This window comes from Enterobacter cloacae complex sp. 2024EL-00711 (assembly GCF_047529885.1).
GTDB classification, from domain to species: domain Bacteria; phylum Pseudomonadota; class Gammaproteobacteria; order Enterobacterales; family Enterobacteriaceae; genus Enterobacter; species Enterobacter ludwigii.
Window position 1 is genome coordinate 513,993 of sequence record NZ_JBLIZC010000001.1, and the last position, 19,623, is coordinate 533,615.

A 19,623-nucleotide genomic window follows, 5' to 3' on the forward strand; every position below is an offset into this window, starting at 1 on the left:
CCCCGGCGGATGCCAGGGCGTGTAGAAAGGATTGGTTGTCAGGTTTCGGTGCCAGAAAGCTGTTTGAGACTCTCCAGGCTGATCCACTCGCCTTTGTCAGTGAACATATTAGCCAGGTCGATTTCTCCGGCACGGAACAGACGACCTCGCTCGGCACCCAGGACCTGATCCTGTCGTTGCGCCGATTGACGCCTCAGCCATTCCATATACGTGGTTTTCGCCGGGACCTGCCCGTCCATACTGGCGCGGGTACCCTCGTCCATGTCATCGATATCGATGCCGAGTTCACGCCAGGACTTGAGTATCAGGGTTTCAGTAGAACGGCAGCAGAAATGAATCTTCCCGGGTCCCTGCAGGTAAGGCACCTTGTGCCCAATTGGTTTGTTATCCAGCGTGTAGCGCAACTGGTCACGAATAATGCAGTCGTGGCTGGTTTTATTGTCCAGAGTCGAAAGCCATTGTTTGCCCTTCACAATGTCGCTGTTAGCGCTGGTGAAGCTGTTGCGCGCGGTCGCGGCAAGATGATTTACGGCTGTTTTGGCGATACTGGCAGCGTTTGCCCTGCTCATCTGCAGCGCGCCGTCGCGGTAGTCTTTGTTTGCGTGGCCACGGACATTGCGCGCGATAGTTTCTACCGTGTCGCCGGCAACATACCCACGTCGAACGGCATTCACTATCCGCCCCAGCCTGTCCGATTCCAGATTCTCCGCCCACTCACTCAGCAGCCGCCCCTGAAAAGGCTGCGCCATTGCTGCGGCATACACCATGTCTGCAGTGATTCCCTGAAGCGGGTATCGTGACAGCACCTGTGACGGAAGAAGGGAATCGAACAGGCTCAGCTGATAACTGGCCTCGTTCTTTGCCAGCGCCAACAGTTCACTTTCGAGCCCTGCCTGCATGGTGGCTATCGCCTGATGGTTAAGATCACGCACGCTGCCCAGTAAACTCTGCAGACGATTAACGGTGAAACTCTCCTGAGGCAATCTGTCCAGCGCATCAAGCAGCCGCGCCGAAAGGTCCGCATCCGTCTCATTGAGCAGCTTCACCATCCGGTTTGCCACGCCAGTGGCGTAGCGGCTTAACCATACAGAATGCGCTATCGATTCATCGCGCAGGCTTTCGTTAACGGTTGGCATCTCAGCCTCCCGTCATCGTTGGTGCCTGGTTGCGAAGCGCATCAATCACTTCGTCAGAGCTGTCTGCCGGGTCGATGATGTCAAGCTTCTGCAGCGCACGAACCATATCGCTATCGCGCATGGCTCCTGATTGCCAGGCGTTAACTATCGCCGTCACCATGCCAGACTCAGCAACCTTCGCGATGAACTCCTGGTTGATCGTGTAGCTCGTCGGTTCGTCCTTGATGCCGAGGTATTTCGCACACCATCCCAGCGCCAGCGTATAGGCCTCAGAAACGTTTGAAACGCAGATGCCAAGCACCGACGTTGAGGATGTTTGTTCCCCACTTGCCTGAGTCGCAGTCTTCGCTGTGGCGTTCTGCTCAATCAGGCGGGCGCCCAGCTGCACCATGTAATCGCGTTTGCTGTCCATGGCCTCTTTAGCCAGCGTGTTCGGCTGCGCCTGGGCATAGCCAAACGAGCCGTCTTTCGGAAGCAAAAGCGGTGATCGGGAACCTATTTTGACGCCATTCTTCTCGAGATGATCCCGCCATCCGGTATCAAGACCGGTCATATACGGCTGCACCTGGCCACAGAACCACACGCTGTCTTCATAGTCAGCGCTGTTTCGGTAATGGCCATGGTTAATCTCAACCAGCGCGGCCAGCGGAGAATCATCGATAGAGGGATCATTATTCTGAGCGCCGACGAACGTGAACGGGATTTCATCCCAGTAGTCTTTTCCTTTCGGCTTCGGTTGATATTCGCTGCTGACGGTATAGGCTCCGCTGGTGGTCCCACCAGCCCTGCGCCAAACCCGGCAGATAAACTTCCCTTCTTCCAGCGCCAACTCGCGATACTGGATTTCATCCTTATATGCGTACCCATCCGGCTCTTCTATGCATTCACGCAGGATCACCAGCACCAGTTGATCACGCCCGTTAATGCGCTTTGTTCGCCAGTTGATGATGTTCTCCGCAGGGTAACGAAGGATGATCGCTTCGTCGGATGCTCCTGCGTAATCAACATAAAGCCCCTCTCGGGCAACCTCCAGCACGTTTTCGGCCACCAACTGCGACTGCTGGTAAATACTGGTGCCTGCGCCGTCAGCATTGTCCAAAAGATATTTGAGCTTTTCCGGACCGTTAAAGGTTGGATCCTTTCGATACGCCATGCCAAGCATGCCGATCTTCGTATTGCCTGCAATTGCGTAGAAAACCGCACGGCTAAGATATTCCTCATTGCGTTTGCGGTTACGCGTGGATTTATCTGTTGGGTCGAGATAAGGCAGGTACTTATTACCCGCCGCTTTTACTGCCTCAGCCCCTTTGCAGAAATCCCGATATTTTTTCCAGGCAGCGGAAGCCGCCCGGTGTTCTGGTCGAACCCAGGTGATGTCGTCGTTTGCCATATCAGAAAGTGGTGTCCATGGTAATTGAATATGCCGGTTTCACGATCGGGTAATCCTTCACGATGAAGTACCCACCAGCATCATTGGGGTGATCGTTATCCGCTGATTTATCCGGTTCGCCATTAGCCGCCCAGATTTGCTGTTCGAGGCTCTCGGTGTAAACCGGGCAATTCTGCACATTAACCAGATAGCGGCGTTCTCCGTTGGCGTTGCAGAACATGGCATTCATCGAGTTGATGCGGTCTTTAACCGGCGGGTTGGCATCATCAACAATGACGCTGAATCCGGCGTCGTTGAGCTGAGCAATATCGGTCTTGCTGGCGTTCTGGGATTTGCGGGAATCGCCTGAGGCATCAGGATAGATGTAAATCTCCCGGCTTTTCACGTAGCGACCATCCTCATATCGCCAGAACTCTTCCTGGATGCGCTTGATCATCGCCGGAGTGTCGTAAACTTTCACCAGCTCTCGAACAGCGCGCGGCAGCCCGTTACGCTTAACGTGAACAATCGCGGCCATTTTCCCAACGTTAAAGTCCATGCCAATAAATAGCGGATCCCCATCCTGAATCTCATCAGAACAGTTATTCAGCTTACGGTTAAAGGTGTTGTAAATGGTCCCGCTGTTGAGGTTGGTGAACTTCCCGCGCAGATAGGCCTGAATCAGTTCGTCAGGGTAAGAACTCAGCAGCGACGGGATGTAGTCAGGCGGCAGGTTCTTCGCGTTGTCGAACGTGCTGGCCTGAATCAGTCCATACAGGGCCGCAAGCTCAGGCTTTTCCCGTACCGCCTTCACGAACTGCTGGTAGACGAACTTGAAACCTTCTGGCGTCGTCGTTACATCGATGCCGTTACGCAGACCATCAATGTTATAGCGCATACGCGCGATGATTTTTCGCCAGGCCTGCTGTGCTTTGGCTGCCGCCATAACATCCAACTCATCAACCATCGCATTGCCGATTTTGAAGCCGACAATTGAGCCAGGCTTCTCCATCGAGCGGCAGATGGTTGTCCCCCGGTACCGTCGCCCCTCATAGAAGTGAACCTCTTTGTTCCCCTGGTTGATTTTGACGTTCAGACCCCAGTCAAAGGCCACCTCTTCAATCGTTGGGTAAAAGATGTCACGTATCTGCGGGTAAGTGGGCGCGAAATAGCCCTGGTTAATCTTCGGATACTCCCACATTCCCTTGCAGATGCCACCACAGCCCACCCACGTCTTACCGGAACCGAATCCGGCAACGTAGGCTTTGAACTTGTGCTGCATCGCGAGGAAGCGCGCCTGCGGGATATTAAGTGTCGGGCTTATCCCCATCGTCCACCCTCGCATCTACTACGTTGATATTAATCTGCACTGGGGTTGGCTCGTCGTCGTCACCATCGCCGGCCAGATCTTTGCGGAGTTTTTCCACTTCAAGTTTTCGGCGCTCGATTTCGATTTGCTGCAGCTTCTGTGCGAACTCGCTATCAGCCAGGCCAAGCCGTTTCATTACAGCTTCAAACATCTTCTCTCGGCTGATAGCCGTTATCTCGACACCGTTTTTACCGACCTTCACACCGGAATAAGCCAGCGCAGCGGTCGGCGGCAAATAACGAGAATCGGGGAAGTGAGGACGCCCGATACCATCGCCATTGCAGCGAGGGCACTCTGGATTAGGCTCCCTATTGTGGTCGTAGCCGTAACCGCCTGTGTCTTCTGGCTGCTTCGCGCCCTCTTTACCTTCAACCTTCGCTTTCTCTTCTTCGAACTCAACAGCATCGCGCCACTGGTAGTGGTAACCGAAGCCCCAGCAATAACGGCATGCGCCGCGGCGGTATTGTGATAGCTGGTTTGCATCGAAGGTGGCGAGCTGCCACATCTGCGCGAGAACCTCATCGGCACTGCCGAGCGTGCGCGCAATGGAGGCTTTTTGCTGCTGCGCAATAGCCTGCGCAACGTTAGGATTCGCTATGAGCTGACGACCATAATTTGGGTCGCTATAACCAGCACGTGCAGCTGCGGCTGTGGCGTTATTATCCTTTAGGTATTCAGCAATAAAGCGCTTTACCTTGGCGCTTAGCTTTATGTCTACCAGCACTTCTGCGCTTTGTTCGTTCTGCGCAGTGCGCACTTTTTTCTGCGCAGGTTTTTGCGCAGTTTGCGCAGAAGGTTTTTTGATGTAGCGGCGGGCAGTCGCATAATTCAGTCCCTGCGTTTCACACCATTCCTTCGGTGATACGCCAGTTGCGGCATGATCGGACAGGAACCGTTGCTGAAGCTCGCCCCAGTCCGGCTTTGCCATATTTACTCCAATAAAAAAGCCACCAGCAAATGCCAGTGGCTATGAAGAATACTATTGCGGGTTAACTTTCGAGAATCTGCTGAAGGTTCATTGGGAACGGCACACCAGGCTCTTTACGGAGTTTCTCGAGCCTTGCCAGGATATCGCGCTTATCTTGCTCGTTACCCTGAGCATAATATGCCTTAACAACCCTGATAATTTCATTAGCAGTTGAAGATGAACCGACACCGGATGATCCTTCAAACATACGCAGAGCATTATAGATAGACATTTCTATATCTTGATGCATGCTCTCTCCCTATTAATTACGGGGTGAATCCTAGTTAAGTTATCCTTTATTAAGGCTACAAAAACCGCCTTGATACAGGCAATTCGTAGACACCAGCACTATTTTTTGATGGCTGCCTGAATTGCGTCCGCCAGTTTCCCAATGCGCTCAGCAGCTTGGTCTAAATCGCTATGCATTACACCGCCTCCTGAACTAGCTGAGGCCTTAGCTATCTCGAGTGCAGCCTGAACTGCTAATAAGCGCTGCGTTTTTTCGTCAGTCTGAATTGCACCACTTTTGAAATAATTTTCAAGCATAACAATTCCTTTCCTTACCCAGCCACAATGGAGGGTTTCACTACAAAAATTGGGACGAATCTACAAATTTCAAGTGCATAAAATCTTTTATCAATATTTAAGAGACGATTCAGGAGGTATGTCGCATTTATGACTACTAGATCATTGCGCTGCACTTTTAGTTCAGCAATTCTTAACCGGATGTCAGGTTTAGAAAGGTTTTCGGGCGGTGTACAGCGCTAAGATTGTTAACCGTACTTCGCCCGAATGGCACTTGCGTGGCGTTTAAATCGATGAGGTACTCGCGACAGAACATTTCTTGCTTGTCGGTGAGTGCCATGTATACACATCAAGGAGATGAAAATGAGTAATTACAAAGTTGGCGACAAAGTAAGATTGAGATCAGGCGGACCAGTAATGACAATCCATGAGCTCGATGTGCGGCACCCGGTAACCTATAGGGGAAATATGCGCTGCCAATGGTTTGCCGGGAAAAAGCTCGAAGAAGGTTATTTTCCTGATGAATCCTTAGAGGAAGTCGGAGATGACGATTAATAAGGAACAAACAGTCCTTTGGATGCTCGAACATCTTCAAAAAGACGGCTGTCTATATCAAGATGATGTAGTAGATCATCTGGTTAGGACTAAAAGTGAAGTCCTATTAATAGAAAATGCCGACGGAAACTTAGCCTTGAGTCGTCAGATTCTTACCTTGTTTATGAAACATACAGCAGACGATGTTGTTTGGGTTAAGCCCCAGCGTTATTGGCGCTATCGTGTCGCTGAGGACGAACCTGGCCGTGAAGCTCGCGGTTAAAATAAAGGGCGATGATTCGCCCTTATTCACCATTACGATGGTTCTGATCACGATGATGACAACCAAAAACGCCCGGAGGCGGTTTTAGTTAGAAAGGGAAAGCTAATTGTTAAATGTAAGCTATAGATTTTCTTCATCAACAATTGAGTACATACCCCTATCTCCAAGGCTATATACGTATTTATCTTTGTATGAATTTCCTAGTTTACTTTGATAAGAAATGGTCATAACAATCGTTGACGGTAGCTCATGTTCATTTACTTCCCAAGACTCTCCGAGCACTACATCTCCCACTTTCGCGTGATGAGCAGAGTACTCACTATACGGGCTGAATGGTGGCTCAGTGTTTATCGACAACATTAAAGCGTCTTCCCCACCAATGGACAGGCTACCTCTATATTTATATTTTGTTCCACCTATAATGACTGCTGGTCTAATCGATGGTGCCTTTATAATTGGTTTATATTGCCTCTCTCTTTCTCGCTTAGATGTTTCAAGATTTTCGCGATCTGAAAGTAATTGCTCCCTCGCAACAGAAACCATTTCCCTGTACTGGTCTACAGAGTTTTTCAGCTCAAGCGCCTGAAGCTCAAGTGCTTTTGTATTTTGCTGCAACTCTTTTTGCTGCTGAAGATAGCCTAATACTAACCAGAGAAAAGCGACAGGTGAGAATGCCCCAGCTAAAAAGTCGCCAAACTCATTCCAAGACGTCATGACACCTAATTCCATTAAGTAAATTACGGCACCCAGCATGACGAAATAAAGAACACTAACCAGTAGCCCATACCAAAACAGTCTCATCACCATCTCCTTAATTGGATTTGGTATTTAACATCCGTTAAGCGTAATAAGTCAATTCAAGCACTGCTCTTTGATGTATTCCTGAAGGTAGCCGACCTGCTTCGTCACTGTGACGATTCGCTCTCTGAGGGTAAAATAATCCCGTTCAGCGGAGTCAGTAAGTCGGGGGCTGGAAGCATCGCCCATGCCGCCGGTGCTGGTCGCTCTGTTCGCGGGACATCTGGCGTTGACGTGCAGCCCACACTTACCAGTGCTAACGCAACGCTGCAGATCTTCAAGACGAGATTTCGCATCGGCTAATTCCTTCGTGTATTTAGCATCCAGTACAGCTGCGTCGCGCTGGCGGGTCTGCAGGTCTTTGATGCTGGCGTTCGCCAGGATGAGCTTCTCCGTGGCTTTATCGCGCTGGTCTTTGTAGATGATGGCGTTGCCACGATAGTGGTTAACCGCCCAGGCCATGGAACCCAGCAGGCAGATAACGACTGCGCAAATGATGGCTGTTAATCGGTTCATTACTGGCCCCACTCGCAAACTTCACGCTCAATCTCGCGCCGAGTGATAAGCCCCTTCCACTGCTTTCCACCGGCATATGTCCAGCGCTGAAGTTCTTTGCATGCACCCGGAATATCACCGGCATTAAGTTTCTTCAGCAGCGTTGATCTGTTAAATGCTCCCGTTCCCACGTTGTAGGTGAAGGAGTAAAGCGCGGCGCGGGTAGGCTCAGGGATGTGAACCTTGATTAGCGGGTCAATGGCGTTTGCTACCTTGCGCAGGTCGGATTGAAGCAAAGCGTCACATTCTTTATCGGTGTAACGGTGGCCGCGGCGAACGTCTACACCAGTGTGTCCGTCGCATACAGTCCAGACGCCGACGACATCCTGATAGGCGTAATATCTCCGACCTTCAAGTCCATCCGCATTGCCCAGCATCACAGCGGCGATGGTGATTGCTCCGGATCCACCAACAATGGCACCCACCAGCTTATTCCTGAGTGTCGGGTTCATCTCGGCTCCTGTTGCGGCGATTATCTTCGCGGATCTTGAAATAGAGATTCGTCAGATATGTCAGTACGGCAATGATTATGCCCACCAGCACGCCGATAGCATTCCACTGCTCGGGGCTGTAGGCATTGAGCATGCCGTTTAGGATGCTACCGGCTGAAGCGCCATATGCAGCACCGGTGGTTAGTTTGTCCATGCGATACATACTCTCACCTCGCTTTGTGCGGGTGCTGTTTCAAAGGAATTTGAATGGCCATCAGACAAAATATCTAATGTGGTGTATGAGAGTGATTATCTGCGGCCTGAATTAAATACCCGAGAGAGCCTGGGGATACTGGGGGGTGACGATCAAGAAGACCAAACAGAACAACTCAAGCCATAAGCTAGCTAAACAGGTGGTTCTTGTGTAAAAAGATGACATCAATCAGCAGGTGATCATTGTGAAATTCATTCGGCTAATTTTAAAGCTCTTAACAGCATCACTTTATGTGTTCCTGGTTGTTTTTGGCTCCGGATTTGTAGGTTCAAGTACAGCCAATGCAATTAATCTTGAAACACTAAACCTAAATTATTCATTAATCGCAAAGGACTCAGCGGTATACGCAGGCTGCGCAACTGGTGCGACATTGGTTGTTCCACCTGTCCTATATTTAATCCGACATTATGTCTGGCCTGTGGTGAAGTGTATCGGCCTGAAGATTCGCTACTTCTTCCATGGATACTAAATGTGGCGAGGCTTCAGTTACAGCGTTAACTCTTCAATAATTCATACACCGCCAAAAAGTAAAAGCCCCACGGGGTTACCGCAGGGCTTTAAACGAAGGCAAAAACCCATCGTTAGAACAAAATTATCACAGATTCGGGAAAAGTAAATAGCTCGCGATAGAATAACGCCCTATTTTGTTATTTGCTTCAACTGCGCATCAGCCCAAGCCTCTTCGATGTCAAACTTGGTGATGAGCTGATCGTAGAAGGGTTTTACAGACTTCTTCCAGGTATCGAGGCTGATTGCATCCGTTATCTGACATACCGCGGCGTATGCCTCGGTCGATGGGATTCGTTCATATCCACGACCACTGCAGCGTTTGCAATCAGCCAGAACCGGAACGCCCTTCTGTTTTGTAAGAGCCTGATTAATGGCTTTCCCGCGTCCTTGACAGTCATTACAGGCACAACTAACGACCTTCTTGCCCTTACACTGAGGGCAGAGAACGCGTGCAACCTCCCTGACCTGCCTGTGCACCTCATAATCGGAAGGACGAATATCTTCGACGCACATGTGCAAAGACATCTTCACGAACTTCTTCTCTCTTGCTGGAGTGTGAGACTTCATGCTGAATACCTCAGCGTCAATGAATCCTTTCCCATTGCAGTCATCGCACTGCTTCACGCTTGCGGCGCTACGGGAATAGTCCTCGAACGCGAAGGTGGCCAGCTGATGCATCACCAGTGGTTTAATTTCTGCATCAAGCTTCCGTAATGCCGCAACCCGCTCGCACTTAGTCAACGCGTACTGGGCCAGTAGTTCGATCGCCCTCTCCCGGTCATTGTTGCTAATGCCCATCTTCCCAAGAAAAGCACTGTAGCCCATGGCGGCCCGTTCCTGCGTCATGCCCATCGCAGCCATAATATCCGTTCCGGTTAATGCATCTGATGCCGTAGTCCGGGAAGAGTCGCTAATCATTGTCGATTTGGCGAAGTGATATTTAAGGGTGTTTTCAAGATTCATGCGGTCTCCAGCTCAGTGATGGTGAGTTCTAATTTCCCGCCCTTAACAACAGGCCTTTTCACAACGCGATAGTCGACAACCTGGCAGTCATCCAGCCAGAATCCCGCCTTGGTTAAAGCGTCGAATGCAGCTTTCTGCAGATTATCCAGATCGCGGCGCCTGCGGTCGGGCATGTGACATTCAATTCGGATTTTGAGTGGTGCGGCCGTCCGGATATTAAGCCGCGCGCTTCGAATGACACTGGCGACCACATAGCGGTACGCTACGCCATCAGCGCTAATGTGCGTACGCCCGCGGTTGTGCCGGTAATACCGGTTATTGCTCGGCGGCCAGGGCAAAGTGATTTGATATGTGTTCACGCTCATCCCCACATCCGGTTTCGCCAGCGGCTGTCCGGGCGCGCTGGTGAATTTGAGGTCGGCAAGAATGCACTGACAGTCCATGTCACGTAATCCTGGTTAAGGCTACGCTCAACACGGATGCCGCGCGCTTTGTAACGCTTAACCAGTTCGTCGGCCTGTTCGGTGCTGCAATCGGTGTGGTGGAACCAGGTCTTCTTCATCCCCATCACCCCGCAAAGCCAAGCAGCTGTGCGGCGACATTTTCTACCTCATCACGACTGCGGAATGAACGGGACAAAACCCAGCGCCAGAGGACATCGAGCGCAGCTTTATAGAGCTGCTGAAACTCGATTTCGTCCATGTTGGCGAATGAAATGCTACGAGGATGCTTTTTGAGTGTGCCGTCTGGTAGCTGAATGGCATCAAAATGCCCTGCCTCGACGATTACCCATGAGCGGTAAGCATCGAAGGATTTGCACAGGCTAATACCATTCGTGACTCGCCGGTAAGCAACCTGCTCAAGATATTGCTCAGCAGCATCGATCAGCGCGCCCTCATTCCCGCCATACGAAGCCAGGAACCTGGCGTAGCCGGTAATAAGCTTCCGCTCGTTACTCGAGATAGCCCCGCCAGTTGGTTCCCAGTATTCAAAACCGAGATTGAGAAGCGCGAAAAAGCGCCGATGAAATGCCGGGTTTCGTACCCGCCTGAACTCGGCAACAAGAACATCGCCGAGCCGGGTTTTGGATTGCAGGATATCGCTGGTCTCGGGCGTGGCCGGGATCAGTATTCCTGAATGGTGTTTGATAAGTTGTAATTCTAGCGCCATGGTTCTCTCCGTGGCGCATCAGGTATAGGTTGTTCAGGCCTACGAAAGAATAATATCAGACGGTGGTGTAACTCGGTACCCCAGCCGTTTTGCAAATTGCATGAACCCGTTGAGAGTGAAGATTTCTTCCTCTTCGAGTAACGGTCGTAATGAAACTATTCCATTTACTCGATAAACCAGATATCTCCCTTCCGCCGGGAAGCTATAGATAACTGCTTTATCGGCCCTTCTGACCACGTCGTACCATTGATCATCTGCATTAAAGGCATCTGCACTACACACTATTTCCCCCAGAGCGACTTATTGACGCGGTAAACAGTAATCGGGAACAGCCAGGGGAACGCAAACAGCGATACTCTTCAAAACTGCTCCAGTGAAATTTACACGATTAATAAAACCATTCGTCCGCGCTTTCCCTGGTCTCCTGCACGATATGCTCAACCTCTTTCTTGTCGCCCCCAAAAACAGTCAAACCATCATTACTGGCACGCTTAATCGTAAGCTGGTAATCATCAAACTGCTTGTTGAGTCTTTTGAGCAGTTCTGACTCGAGCGCAGGTATACCTCCATCAGGAAGTTTCTTCATGCGATCAATGGTTAGCTCAACTTTCATGGTGGCCTCCTTTGCATGCACTGTTTTTTTATACAGTATACCTGCATGGGGAAATGGTCAACTTCTTAAGAGCACTTTTTGGTAAAGCTAGCCCATTGTTTATCATCCAAAATTTCAGCTTTTAGAAGGAGAAGCCGCGCGCATAGGGCTCTCAGGTGGAAGAGTGATTCCTGTAAAATTTAACTTTCCGCAATGTGTCACATCACTATCTTCTTATTTTCCGACTACACGTATTACAGCAATGCACGCTACCCACGAGCTTCTGTAAGGTAAGCTAAGTATGAGTTTAAACCCCCAAGGAAATACTGTATATTAAACCAGTATCAATTGGAGAGTGGTAAAGGGCTTTGGGGCTGGATTTTAACATCTGAAAGGTTGTAAAATCATCAAGCTAACCTTGTATTTCAACCACCATCAGACTCATTGATATGCGTCTGTGGCGGTAGCGTGCCAGAAACAATCTTGCAGCAAACCCATTCCATCTCTTTACGTATCTGTTTATTGCCAATGAGTTGTTCGATGTGTGTAACTACACGAAAAGTACAACTTTAGCGATGCTAAGATGTATATTAACCCGAGAGATGAAGCCATGAAAAAAAGAACAGGTTTAAAGTATGCATTATATATATTGTCACTATGGCTATTATTTGTATCACTTTTTATAATGTCATATGACAAGAATCTTTTTGTAAATATATCAACATATCTGGGCAGCAGAGATACTGGAACATTGCTTTCAAGCATCACACCTAAAAATATAGTTTTTATTTCCAGCTTTGCAATGATTGTAGCAGGTGTTTTAATCTTTCTATATTTATTATTTTCCTTTAACTCTGGTTGGTCAGTAGCGTGCACGGTTTCTGATGTTAGAAATGAAAGCCATGAGCACCTTGAATTTTTAACCACCTATGTTATGCCTTTGGTATTTACTGATGTGAACAGTAAGAGGACTATGCTGAATCTTTTGATCATGATAGTAGCAATAGGAATGATTTATGTAAAAACAAATCGTTTTTATTCTAATCCATCGTTAGCATTGCTTGGATTTAGAATTTTCAAAGCTAATATAAATGACAGAGGAACCAAAGAGTTTGTAATCATTTGCCATGGCGAAGTTGATAACAACAGCAGAATAAAATATATCAGACTAGATAACAACACATGTCTTGCTAAAATTACTCAATAATCGAGGGTGAAATGTTCACAGCAATAGATAATATATTAAATTCAGCCCAACTCTCAGGTGAGGCTTATTTTGTTACAGAACACCAAGGGCAAGTAGATATTTTCAGAGTATCTCTAGAACCAGGTGCAGAACAGAAATTAACACAGTCTTTCAGTCTATCACTTAAGCGTGATGTTATTGACCCAAACACTGGACAGAACGCCTTGCCGTTAGTTTCTTCTCTGCTAAGTCGAGATAAGCAGGTGCATGAATATGATCACCAAGTAATAAACCATCTGCCACCTGCTCTAGCAAAGATGGCGGACGTGCTTACCTTTGGAGTTAATAATGCACCCACTGACTTTGACTTTGCTCAGCAAAACCTATCAACCGTTAAAGGAATAATTTATTATCTTTGTGATGGTCAAGGTAACGGAGTTGTTGTTTACCAACACAAATATCCAATCGCACTACATAAAAAAACAAAATTGTCATATTTTTCTGCGAATGGTAGAACCCTTGATGAGGTCACCCATGATAGCATTGACATAAATGGGAATGTGGATTTCTTTTACTTTAACAACAAGTATTATGCACTAAATATTAACTTACTTGAAAGAGCATATGGCCTTGAACAGGTCATAAACAATTTAGCGGCAAATGCAACCCCTTATATAATCGCGCTGAACATCCTGGACGTATCAAACCATCCGAACCCTGCTGACATTTTCAATGATATGCATCGAAATAGAAACTTCATGCGCAGACTTGCCACCACAGCCAACAGCCCACTAATACAGAATGGAACTATTAATATAGCCAACATTCAGACATTAATTCAAAACTTCCCGATTCTTGGGAGGAATATAATAATCAATCAATCTGGATTGATAGAATTATCCTCTCAAAAGCAGAAATTATATTTCATTCGCCTGCTAAATAATGAGGCATCTTTCACAGCATTAAACCAAGAGCCTTTTCTTGCGGTCGGAAAAGACTCAGCGGCATAATGTATTTCAAAATAGTTATTTAATTCCTAGGTTTTATTGACATCAACACTTTCCCCAGTAGTATGCAGATACAATCGGGTCGGATTCACTCGCCGCGAGAAACGTGTCGCTTTCAAACATTTTCTGGCGCCACATCCGATTGATGTGATGCTGCTGGCGGCGCTGATGGTGCGCCGGTAGGTTCCCGGCGTTTTCAATCTGGCTGTAGACCATACCGACCTAGGCAAGCCATACGGTTTCTGATATGTCCACCAGCAGCAGGCTTTCAAGTTCAGCTACACGACAGCAGGCATATTTGAGCAATGGATCCACTATTTCGCCTCCTGCTGCGGTGCGGCTGCGAGCATTGCATCTTCGAACGCACTCACCGAAATTGATAGCGCGCCCCCCTGAATGTTCACTGCCTTACCGATTGCGTTGATAAGTGTGTGGTAGCCGAAATGACCTTTGGACCATCCAAACTGCACCGGAGCGCCAGCGCGAAGCATTGCGGAGTGATGCGCTTCCCACCCTGCCTGGAAGAACTCACGCTGCGTCATAACGCCGACTTCATAGTCAGGCATTCTGCCGCTCATTTTGGGCGGCGCGGCGCAACTTAAAAGAAATGTCAGCCCATACCCCGGAACCAGACCTGTCTTTGTGACTGAGCAGGTCTTCAACCGCAGCCGCTGCCATATGAAGAAGGTCTTGATCAACTACCGGCGCTGGCGGTACTGTGAATAACGGCTCGCATAACCAGCCTTGCTTTTGCCAGGATGCCAAGACATTTTTTGATCCTGTCAGAAGTCCGTGATTTTCGTAATAAAGCGATCGCCACGCCACAGGCTCAGCTTCGAGCAATGCCAGCAAACGATGCATACCAGCGATAGCCATATCAATATGCACAGACTGAATGCCACGAATGACTCTTTGGAAATGATGCTCATGGGTTAGTCCTCCCTGCGGATGTGGATGCCAGCCGTTTTCAAGGCCGCCAACACATCCTCGCGTGAATACCACTCCCCATCCGGGGACGGCGTGAGACACATTTCAACTTCGTAGCGTTCAGGCAATTTCACCTCCCGCGCCTCCAGCACAGTAATTCGACCCTCAGCATCATTAGCCCGGGTGTGCTGCATAGTAAGTCCCATCAAAGCCATAACGCGCTGCTCATGCTCAGCTTCCAGCTCAGCCAGCAGCGCCAGCAAGCGCTTTGCCAGCCAGCATTTCTCTTCGTCACCGTATGGGTTGTCCGCTATTTCTTTGAGGCGACAGGTTCCGATATCGCCGCCGTCAGCGCGGTAAGGACGTTTGGCGATGTTTTTCCTGCAGCCACCTTGCTATGTGAAAAACGTTTCAGGTCAAAGTCGATTGTTGCCCGCTGGTCACGGAAAACTCCGCAGCGCCCGTGGCGAACCGGGCCACCCTGTTCCACTGCTACGTGGAGATATTTCTCCGCCGTGGTCCGGTGCAGGCCGAACATCGCAACGACGTCATTTGTGGTGATGCGCCCCTGCTCCTTCGCCAGTTCGATAATCCGGTTGATGATCAGGGCGCGTTCTTTGTCGGTTTTCGTTCTGGCCATCGGTTATTCCCTCCCTGTCAGCTGTTGCACGAGATTTCTGTGGCGACCAATAACACGAACCGCGTCACGCAGTTTGGTCAGTTGCTCCAGCTTGTTTCTGGTGCGGCGGATTTCGCGAGAAATGTCCCGCACAGCTGGTACCGCTTCGACTGTGGCGCGCCCTTCGGTGAACGAGGGGATTTCACTCACAATCAGTTCAACCGGTTTTGCTTCTTCCGGCGCGGCTGGTGCCTCCGGTACCGGTTCTTGCTTAACGGGTTCTGTCACAACAGCAAGGGACCAGGTAACGGCTTTGCCCTTCCCGTTCTTCACCACGACGTCCTGACGCTCCAGCGCGCGAAGTACAGAGACCATCCCGCGGGCATTGCGATTGGCGGCCGCAGCCAGCGACACTGTCGTCATTGCCCCATGCTCACGCAGCTGCTGTCGGACGACATCAGGATCAACGGGTTCCGGCTCCTCACCTTTCAGACGCGGGGCCGGATTCATAGGAGCCTTTGGCGTTGACTGCTGAGGCTGACCTGTCACGGTACCAATAAACCAGCCACCATCGCCAAAATCGCATAACCCCTGGTCACGCTGCTCACGTAACATGGTGAGCGCATCAACCGGGTCGATTTCAAGACGGGCTGCCACTTCGCGGTATGTCGCCCGGCCCATTTTTTCCAGAACTTGAATTAAGGTTTCCATGGGAACTCCTATTAAATAAACCCAGCGCTTTTGCGTTGTTCGTATTGAGCCTTCAGCATTTCTGCTGGCGTAGGTCCGCTTGCTTTAGCGGGTGCGGCGATCGCGCGGCGAACTGGTGGAATGGGTTTACCTTCAGAGACACGTTTCTCCCAGTCTGCGAGACATTTTGCGGCCGCCTGGTGCAGCTCCTTTTCTGTCATCTGGCGATCGGTACTCTGGCGGCGAAGCTCAATGCAAATGTGATAGAGAACCGGCTTCGGCCAGTGATACTGCTCACTGCTCGGGTACCGGAACAACAGCTTACGCCACTTCCAGTATTCAGCCATGACGTCAGAAGTGGTGATCCCCAGCACGCATCGCCGTTCCCTGCACCACTTGATGAACTGGCCAGGCGACGGCAGGAATGGACGCTCCTGACGGCGCACCATGCGCATACCGGCATCAACCCGCTCCATGGTCGTACATCGCCGAGCCGGGTTTTGGATTGCAGGATATCGGAACTACTCACTATTTCCCCCAGAGCGACATATTGACGCAGTTAATCGTTATCGGGAGCAGTTAAAAAAACGCTAACAACGAGACGCTTCGAAACTACCCCTATAAAATTCACGCGATCAATAAAACCACTCGTCGGCGCCCTACCGCGTTTCCTGAAGGGTATCTTCAACTAATTTTTATCACCTACAAAAACGGTAAGTGCATCGTTGATAGCGCTTGATAGTCAGCGTATAAAGATAAGAATCTTTGCATAAACGAGTCAGTAGCTCACACTCTAATACACTTACTGCACCATCGACTAGTATATAACCCCATGAGAACTTACCTTTACCATTCCTTGGGGGGCAAGTAGGAAAAATAGTGGTAACTTACCACAATGGATATTAATTTATCATTGACACATATAGAGCAGACATCTAGTTTAAGTTAAAGTAGCTATAGCATTCACATTATCGAAGAATTAAAAAAGCATATTGACTTTATTTTTTAAAAAATGAAACAAACGCAACCAGCTATTTACTGATTGCGAAGCACAACACCATATAACAACAATCAAAACCACAATCAATTCAAGTGATATTTTTTTTGCAAACTAATCTACAATTGCACCATACTGTTTTGCAATACATAATCTTGCCTTACCATATTGAATATTTTTGTATTCTTCCGGCTCGAATTCCAAAAGATCAGCCAACTCGATATTAAATTCAAGTTCACTTGCATAAGTAGATTTACGAGCAACAAAACTTTTTATTTTCCTAGCCAGATAAAATGCCTGGGAAGCATAATGTTTATAACGATTTTTTAATTGAAAAGTTGAAATTGACATATTGGATAAGCTAAAGTTATGTTTCGCATCAACAGATAACAAATAATTTTCCGGACGTAGTTGCAATGAAAGTGCAAGTGCTACTAGTTCTTCATCAACTTCAGCAGGGCGGAGCTCAAATTCGATTGACTCGATATCAACAAGTGGATTCAGATGAGGAACCTTCGCAAAATCAATGGAGTGTTTCATTTGGCTTCCATTGCATTTTTCGCAACACGGAATGAAGTTTGACAAGGTCAACGCAAGAAACGGATAATCTGATTTTGTATAATAATGATCAATAGGAGGTCTATAACCTTTGCTATGTTTATCTGGTAGGCTAGTTTCAGTGCTCACCATATGACAATAACAACATATGTTATATTTTGCCAGTTCACAAAGCTCATAAGCTGTCCATGATTTATCTGATTTCGCTGAAAAGCTTGCATAATCAAAAATTTTGGTTAACTTTTGCAAAACACAAAAATGTAGAATATCTCTTCCAAATCTTTTTTCATAATCTAATATACAACCAGCTAAATCTGAAGGCGTCCCCTCAACTATTACACTTCTATTTGTTTGAATGAAATCCTTGATGACCACATCTAAAAATGAGTTTCCTAAACTGCCTATACCTCGGTCGATTAGTGAGTTTAAATAATCATAGTGTTGAGTGCAGGCATTTTCCCAAACATCTGAAATGTTAATTACCATTACCGAGACTCCTTTTGAGGGCTTTTTTTACGGCAACATCCCCAATAGAATCAATCAAATTTAGGTCATATTTAGTAGCATTCCCATTTAAGGCTCGCTTATATATTTTATTAATGTTGGTGGCCGCAAATTCACCAATAGAATTGGAAGAGAAGGCGGTTGCTATTACTTCATCAAGTGGTGCAGCAAATGTATTTGAAAACTCATTCGAATCAAGGCTTGTGACAAAATCCCCCGGAATATCGGCAGCCAGCAGCGGTGAGTGAGTAGCTATGATAAGTTGCAAATTATTTAAATCACAACTTGATTTGACCCCTCCCAAGAATTTATTAAGCATAGATATATATTTTCTCTGCCAGTCTAAATGCAAGTATGCATCCCCTTCATCGATTAATAACAAAATAGATTTATAATTCTTATCGACGGCTTGTTTTATTGATTTTTCGATTAAAGAAAACTGTTCCACTAATGCTTGAATACCTGAGCTTTGATTAGACCATTCAATCTGAATCGAAGTATCAAGATTATTTATCTTATTTGGAAAATTTATGTTGTTAATTCTGAATTTAATAGAGTGATCATCAGCTTCATAGTTTATAGACTCACAGCATTCAGAGATAAAATTATCTGAAAGATAAACTACTCTTTTTAATTCGTCTAAAGCAGAAAAATTTGAATCATCATCAATAATCCCTAAATGGCTAAGAAAATCTAACGCAACAGATCTTGAAACCCCTCCCCCTAACTTGCCATGGATATACTCTAGGGAAGCAAGATGCAGTAGTGTTGAATATCTTCCATACCGTTTACGGATTAAACTCTCTAATACAACCTCAATATTATTTAAAGAAACTTCTCTTTTTTGGTCTATTATTAGATAATCATTATCTTGAGAATTCCTTGATAAATCCTCGTATTTGTATGTAAGCTCCTTCAATTTATCAGAGTTTACCCTGCCATGAGATCTAATTGCAGGAATAAGGATAGTTCTAAAAACCTTTTTGGAATACCTCAAAACCGCTACTAGTTCGGTGTTAACTCCTAATGCCTCAGAAATAACACCATACTTTTGAAGACTATTTATATCAGTAGATTTTCTGGTATTAGGAGATGCATCAATTACACCTTTTCTTTTAGTAAGCTTTCTTTTATAAGGCAACGCTGTATAGTAAATTGCACAAAGTTCATTATTATAAGGCGCAGTGGGTTCATAGTTACCATTTGGCGTGCCTTGAAAATAAAATTGAAAAGAATCATCTTGAGATGAAACAACAGCATTTGCCAGTGAATGCAGCATCCTTGTTTTACCCGAGCCGTTTGTCCCCAATAATAAACTGATACTATCTATTTCGAATAGTGGGCCATAAAGCTCCGCTTTATGTGGTATGAGCTGTATAAGCTGCTCATCAATTCTCACTGCCATGATTTTTGACATCGCGATATCCTTAATGCTGTTTAATTTTGAGTTATATAGTAATCGAGTCGTTAATCACCGTCAATCCCATAGACTTACACATCCAAAAAATCGTTTTTAAATTTTAATTCATGCATGAGACATCCATAGTATTTAACTAAGAAAATCTAAAATATCAGTTAGCCAATATAATTTGCCAATTATATGCTATAAACACGCACTATGTCCTTTGGCATACTCAATATGCAGATAGTCTGAACCTT

27 protein-coding genes and 3 pseudogenes are annotated in these 19,623 nt (G+C 47.2%); 4 read left to right on the forward strand and 26 right to left on the reverse strand.

Features of this window, described 5'->3' with window-relative positions:
- Positions 1-38: 38 nt before the first annotated feature.
- The 7 genes and pseudogenes from ACMVME_RS02455 to ACMVME_RS02485 all read right to left on the reverse strand — a co-directional run.
- Positions 39-1,136 (reverse strand): phage minor head protein, encoded by a 1,098-nt coding sequence (locus tag ACMVME_RS02455; protein WP_414743357.1) that lies wholly within the window; start codon positions 1,134-1,136, stop codon positions 39-41.
- A 1-nt stretch (position 1,137) separates the two neighbouring features.
- Entirely contained in the window at positions 1,138-2,526 is a 1,389-nt protein-coding gene (locus ACMVME_RS02460) for a DUF4055 domain-containing protein (RefSeq protein ID WP_414743358.1), read from the reverse strand.
- A gap of 1 nt (position 2,527) precedes the next feature.
- Positions 2,528-3,835, reverse strand: a complete 1,308-nt coding sequence (locus ACMVME_RS02465; protein WP_414743359.1) for a terminase large subunit domain-containing protein — start codon at positions 3,833-3,835, stop codon at positions 2,528-2,530.
- Complete coding sequence (locus ACMVME_RS02470; protein ID WP_414743360.1) at positions 3,813-4,802, reverse strand: terminase small subunit; 990 nt, start codon at positions 4,800-4,802, stop codon at positions 3,813-3,815. The genes ACMVME_RS02465 and ACMVME_RS02470 overlap by 23 nt, the downstream gene beginning before the upstream one ends.
- A 61-nt stretch (positions 4,803-4,863) precedes the next feature.
- Positions 4,864-5,091, reverse strand: coding sequence for a hypothetical protein (locus tag ACMVME_RS02475; RefSeq protein WP_414743361.1), 228 nt, complete (start codon positions 5,089-5,091; stop codon positions 4,864-4,866).
- A 98-nt stretch (positions 5,092-5,189) separates the two neighbouring features.
- Positions 5,190-5,387: a hypothetical protein gene (locus ACMVME_RS02480; RefSeq protein WP_196083428.1), complete on the reverse strand. Its 198-nt coding sequence runs from the start codon at positions 5,385-5,387 to the stop codon at positions 5,190-5,192.
- A gap of 86 nt (positions 5,388-5,473) precedes the next feature.
- Positions 5,474-5,706: pseudogene (locus ACMVME_RS02485) on the reverse strand (terminase small subunit); the annotation flags it as partial.
- A gap of 23 nt (positions 5,707-5,729) precedes the next feature.
- On the opposite strand from ACMVME_RS02485, the gene ACMVME_RS02490 reads away from it, so the two are divergent.
- Positions 5,730-5,921 carry a YodC family protein gene (locus ACMVME_RS02490; protein ID WP_126304118.1) on the forward strand — a complete coding sequence of 64 codons (192 nt, stop codon included), beginning with the start codon at positions 5,730-5,732 and terminating at the stop codon, positions 5,919-5,921.
- A complete protein-coding gene (locus ACMVME_RS02495) occupies positions 5,911-6,183 on the forward strand; it encodes a DUF6953 family protein (protein WP_126304116.1) in 273 nt (90 codons plus the stop codon). The genes ACMVME_RS02490 and ACMVME_RS02495 overlap by 11 nt, the downstream gene beginning before the upstream one ends.
- A gap of 120 nt (positions 6,184-6,303) precedes the next feature.
- Here ACMVME_RS02495 and ACMVME_RS02500 read toward each other — a convergent pair whose 3' ends face one another.
- From ACMVME_RS02500 to ACMVME_RS02545, 10 genes are all read right to left on the reverse strand, one after another.
- The gene (locus ACMVME_RS02500) at positions 6,304-6,984 is read right to left on the reverse strand and encodes a hypothetical protein (protein WP_414743362.1); all 681 of its coding nucleotides are present in this window, start codon (positions 6,982-6,984) and stop codon (positions 6,304-6,306) included.
- 51 nt (positions 6,985-7,035) lie between these two features.
- Complete coding sequence (locus ACMVME_RS02505) at positions 7,036-7,497, reverse strand: lysis protein (RefSeq protein WP_414743363.1); 462 nt, start codon at positions 7,495-7,497, stop codon at positions 7,036-7,038.
- Positions 7,497-7,988 carry a lysozyme gene (locus tag ACMVME_RS02510; protein WP_414743364.1) on the reverse strand — a complete coding sequence of 164 codons (492 nt, stop codon included), beginning with the start codon at positions 7,986-7,988 and terminating at the stop codon, positions 7,497-7,499. The genes ACMVME_RS02505 and ACMVME_RS02510 overlap by 1 nt, the downstream gene beginning before the upstream one ends.
- Positions 7,966-8,190, reverse strand: a complete 225-nt coding sequence (locus ACMVME_RS02515) for a class II holin family protein (RefSeq protein WP_252065077.1) — start codon at positions 8,188-8,190, stop codon at positions 7,966-7,968. The genes ACMVME_RS02510 and ACMVME_RS02515 overlap by 23 nt, the downstream gene beginning before the upstream one ends.
- 690 nt (positions 8,191-8,880) lie before the next feature.
- A complete protein-coding gene (locus tag ACMVME_RS02520; RefSeq protein WP_414743365.1) occupies positions 8,881-9,714 on the reverse strand; it encodes an antitermination protein in 834 nt (277 codons plus the stop codon).
- A complete protein-coding gene (gene rusA / locus ACMVME_RS02525) occupies positions 9,711-10,073 on the reverse strand; it encodes a crossover junction endodeoxyribonuclease RusA (protein WP_414743402.1) in 363 nt (120 codons plus the stop codon). Before rusA ends, ACMVME_RS02520 begins: the two co-directional genes overlap by 4 nt.
- Positions 10,074-10,075: 2 nt before the next feature.
- The gene (locus ACMVME_RS02530) at positions 10,076-10,282 is read right to left on the reverse strand and encodes a hypothetical protein (protein WP_414743366.1); all 207 of its coding nucleotides are present in this window, start codon (positions 10,280-10,282) and stop codon (positions 10,076-10,078) included.
- Positions 10,282-10,884, reverse strand: a complete 603-nt coding sequence (locus ACMVME_RS02535) for a DUF1367 family protein (RefSeq protein ID WP_414743367.1) — start codon at positions 10,882-10,884, stop codon at positions 10,282-10,284. Before ACMVME_RS02535 ends, ACMVME_RS02530 begins: the two co-directional genes overlap by 1 nt.
- Before the next feature lie 39 nt (positions 10,885-10,923).
- A complete protein-coding gene (locus ACMVME_RS02540; RefSeq protein ID WP_224065701.1) occupies positions 10,924-11,166 on the reverse strand; it encodes a hypothetical protein in 243 nt (80 codons plus the stop codon).
- A gap of 106 nt (positions 11,167-11,272) precedes the next feature.
- Positions 11,273-11,497 (reverse strand): DinI-like family protein, encoded by a 225-nt coding sequence (locus ACMVME_RS02545; RefSeq protein ID WP_414743368.1) that lies wholly within the window; start codon positions 11,495-11,497, stop codon positions 11,273-11,275.
- Positions 11,498-12,086: 589 nt separating this feature from the next.
- Here ACMVME_RS02545 and kwaA point away from each other — a divergent pair.
- Together kwaA and ACMVME_RS02555 are read left to right on the forward strand one after the other, a co-directional pair.
- The gene (kwaA, locus tag ACMVME_RS02550) at positions 12,087-12,683 is read left to right on the forward strand and encodes an anti-phage protein KwaA (protein ID WP_232960425.1); all 597 of its coding nucleotides are present in this window, start codon (positions 12,087-12,089) and stop codon (positions 12,681-12,683) included.
- Between the two features lie 11 nt (positions 12,684-12,694).
- Complete coding sequence (locus ACMVME_RS02555) at positions 12,695-13,672, forward strand: Kiwa anti-phage protein KwaB-like domain-containing protein (RefSeq protein ID WP_414743369.1); 978 nt, start codon at positions 12,695-12,697, stop codon at positions 13,670-13,672.
- Between the two features lie 42 nt (positions 13,673-13,714).
- Here the strand turns inward: ACMVME_RS02555 and ACMVME_RS02560 are convergent.
- The 9 genes and pseudogenes from ACMVME_RS02560 to ACMVME_RS02600 form a co-directional block, all read right to left on the reverse strand.
- A pseudogene (locus ACMVME_RS02560) lies at positions 13,715-13,984 on the reverse strand (hypothetical protein).
- Positions 13,984-14,235: a hypothetical protein gene (locus ACMVME_RS02565; RefSeq protein ID WP_232960429.1), complete on the reverse strand. Its 252-nt coding sequence runs from the start codon at positions 14,233-14,235 to the stop codon at positions 13,984-13,986. Before ACMVME_RS02565 ends, ACMVME_RS02560 begins: the two are co-directional and overlap by 1 nt.
- The gene (locus tag ACMVME_RS02570; protein WP_414743370.1) at positions 14,228-14,557 is read right to left on the reverse strand and encodes a hypothetical protein; all 330 of its coding nucleotides are present in this window, start codon (positions 14,555-14,557) and stop codon (positions 14,228-14,230) included. Before ACMVME_RS02570 ends, ACMVME_RS02565 begins: the two co-directional genes overlap by 8 nt.
- Positions 14,558-14,601: 44 nt before the next feature.
- Positions 14,602-14,859, reverse strand: coding sequence for a hypothetical protein (locus tag ACMVME_RS02575; RefSeq protein ID WP_414743371.1), 258 nt, complete (start codon positions 14,857-14,859; stop codon positions 14,602-14,604).
- 47 nt (positions 14,860-14,906) lie between these two features.
- On the reverse strand, positions 14,907-15,236 hold the full coding sequence (locus tag ACMVME_RS02580) for a DUF977 family protein (RefSeq protein WP_414743372.1): 330 nt from the start codon (positions 15,234-15,236) through the stop codon (positions 14,907-14,909).
- Between the two features lie 3 nt (positions 15,237-15,239).
- Positions 15,240-15,926 (reverse strand): DUF1627 domain-containing protein, encoded by a 687-nt coding sequence (locus ACMVME_RS02585; RefSeq protein ID WP_414743373.1) that lies wholly within the window; start codon positions 15,924-15,926, stop codon positions 15,240-15,242.
- An 11-nt stretch (positions 15,927-15,937) separates the two neighbouring features.
- Positions 15,938-16,387, reverse strand: a pseudogene (locus tag ACMVME_RS02590) (replication protein P); the annotation flags it as partial.
- A 629-nt stretch (positions 16,388-17,016) separates the two neighbouring features.
- The gene (locus ACMVME_RS02595) at positions 17,017-17,946 is read right to left on the reverse strand and encodes a hypothetical protein (RefSeq protein ID WP_267214925.1); all 930 of its coding nucleotides are present in this window, start codon (positions 17,944-17,946) and stop codon (positions 17,017-17,019) included.
- Complete coding sequence (locus tag ACMVME_RS02600; protein WP_414743374.1) at positions 17,936-19,381, reverse strand: AAA family ATPase; 1,446 nt, start codon at positions 19,379-19,381, stop codon at positions 17,936-17,938. The genes ACMVME_RS02595 and ACMVME_RS02600 overlap by 11 nt, the downstream gene beginning before the upstream one ends.
- Positions 19,382-19,623 lie beyond the last annotated feature (242 nt).

What these genes read in the sequence shown, in the direction of transcription:
- ACMVME_RS02500 (WP_414743362.1), bottom strand. Translation starts at nt 6,984, where the DNA reads ATGAGACTGTTTTGGTATGGGCTACTGGTTAGTGTTCTTTATTTCGTC.
- ACMVME_RS02455 (WP_414743357.1), bottom strand. Translation starts at nt 1,136, where the DNA reads ATGCCAACCGTTAACGAAAGCCTGCGCGATGAATCGATAGCGCATTCT.
- ACMVME_RS02460 (WP_414743358.1), bottom strand. Translation starts at nt 2,526, where the DNA reads ATGGCAAACGACGACATCACCTGGGTTCGACCAGAACACCGGGCGGCT.
- ACMVME_RS02515 (WP_252065077.1), bottom strand. Translation starts at nt 8,190, where the DNA reads ATGTATCGCATGGACAAACTAACCACCGGTGCTGCATATGGCGCTTCA.
- ACMVME_RS02535 (WP_414743367.1), bottom strand. Translation starts at nt 10,884, where the DNA reads ATGGCGCTAGAATTACAACTTATCAAACACCATTCAGGAATACTGATC.
- ACMVME_RS02595 (WP_267214925.1), bottom strand. Translation starts at nt 17,946, where the DNA reads ATGGTAATTAACATTTCAGATGTTTGGGAAAATGCCTGCACTCAACAC.
- ACMVME_RS02480 (WP_196083428.1), bottom strand. Translation starts at nt 5,387, where the DNA reads ATGCTTGAAAATTATTTCAAAAGTGGTGCAATTCAGACTGACGAAAAA.
- ACMVME_RS02555 (WP_414743369.1), top strand. Translation starts at nt 12,695, where the DNA reads ATGTTCACAGCAATAGATAATATATTAAATTCAGCCCAACTCTCAGGT.
- ACMVME_RS02465 (WP_414743359.1), bottom strand. Translation starts at nt 3,835, where the DNA reads ATGGGGATAAGCCCGACACTTAATATCCCGCAGGCGCGCTTCCTCGCG.
- ACMVME_RS02495 (WP_126304116.1), top strand. Translation starts at nt 5,911, where the DNA reads ATGACGATTAATAAGGAACAAACAGTCCTTTGGATGCTCGAACATCTT.
- ACMVME_RS02490 (WP_126304118.1), top strand. Translation starts at nt 5,730, where the DNA reads ATGAGTAATTACAAAGTTGGCGACAAAGTAAGATTGAGATCAGGCGGA.
- ACMVME_RS02580 (WP_414743372.1), bottom strand. Translation starts at nt 15,236, where the DNA reads ATGGCCAGAACGAAAACCGACAAAGAACGCGCCCTGATCATCAACCGG.
- ACMVME_RS02565 (WP_232960429.1), bottom strand. Translation starts at nt 14,235, where the DNA reads ATGCCTGACTATGAAGTCGGCGTTATGACGCAGCGTGAGTTCTTCCAG.
- ACMVME_RS02545 (WP_414743368.1), bottom strand. Translation starts at nt 11,497, where the DNA reads ATGAAAGTTGAGCTAACCATTGATCGCATGAAGAAACTTCCTGATGGA.
- ACMVME_RS02510 (WP_414743364.1), bottom strand. Translation starts at nt 7,988, where the DNA reads ATGAACCCGACACTCAGGAATAAGCTGGTGGGTGCCATTGTTGGTGGA.
- ACMVME_RS02505 (WP_414743363.1), bottom strand. Translation starts at nt 7,497, where the DNA reads ATGAACCGATTAACAGCCATCATTTGCGCAGTCGTTATCTGCCTGCTG.
- ACMVME_RS02530 (WP_414743366.1), bottom strand. Translation starts at nt 10,282, where the DNA reads ATGGGGATGAAGAAGACCTGGTTCCACCACACCGATTGCAGCACCGAA.
- ACMVME_RS02585 (WP_414743373.1), bottom strand. Translation starts at nt 15,926, where the DNA reads ATGGAAACCTTAATTCAAGTTCTGGAAAAAATGGGCCGGGCGACATAC.
- ACMVME_RS02470 (WP_414743360.1), bottom strand. Translation starts at nt 4,802, where the DNA reads ATGGCAAAGCCGGACTGGGGCGAGCTTCAGCAACGGTTCCTGTCCGAT.
- ACMVME_RS02600 (WP_414743374.1), bottom strand. Translation starts at nt 19,381, where the DNA reads ATGTCAAAAATCATGGCAGTGAGAATTGATGAGCAGCTTATACAGCTC.
- ACMVME_RS02520 (WP_414743365.1), bottom strand. Translation starts at nt 9,714, where the DNA reads ATGAATCTTGAAAACACCCTTAAATATCACTTCGCCAAATCGACAATG.
- ACMVME_RS02475 (WP_414743361.1), bottom strand. Translation starts at nt 5,091, where the DNA reads ATGCATCAAGATATAGAAATGTCTATCTATAATGCTCTGCGTATGTTT.
- kwaA (WP_232960425.1), top strand. Translation starts at nt 12,087, where the DNA reads ATGAAAAAAAGAACAGGTTTAAAGTATGCATTATATATATTGTCACTA.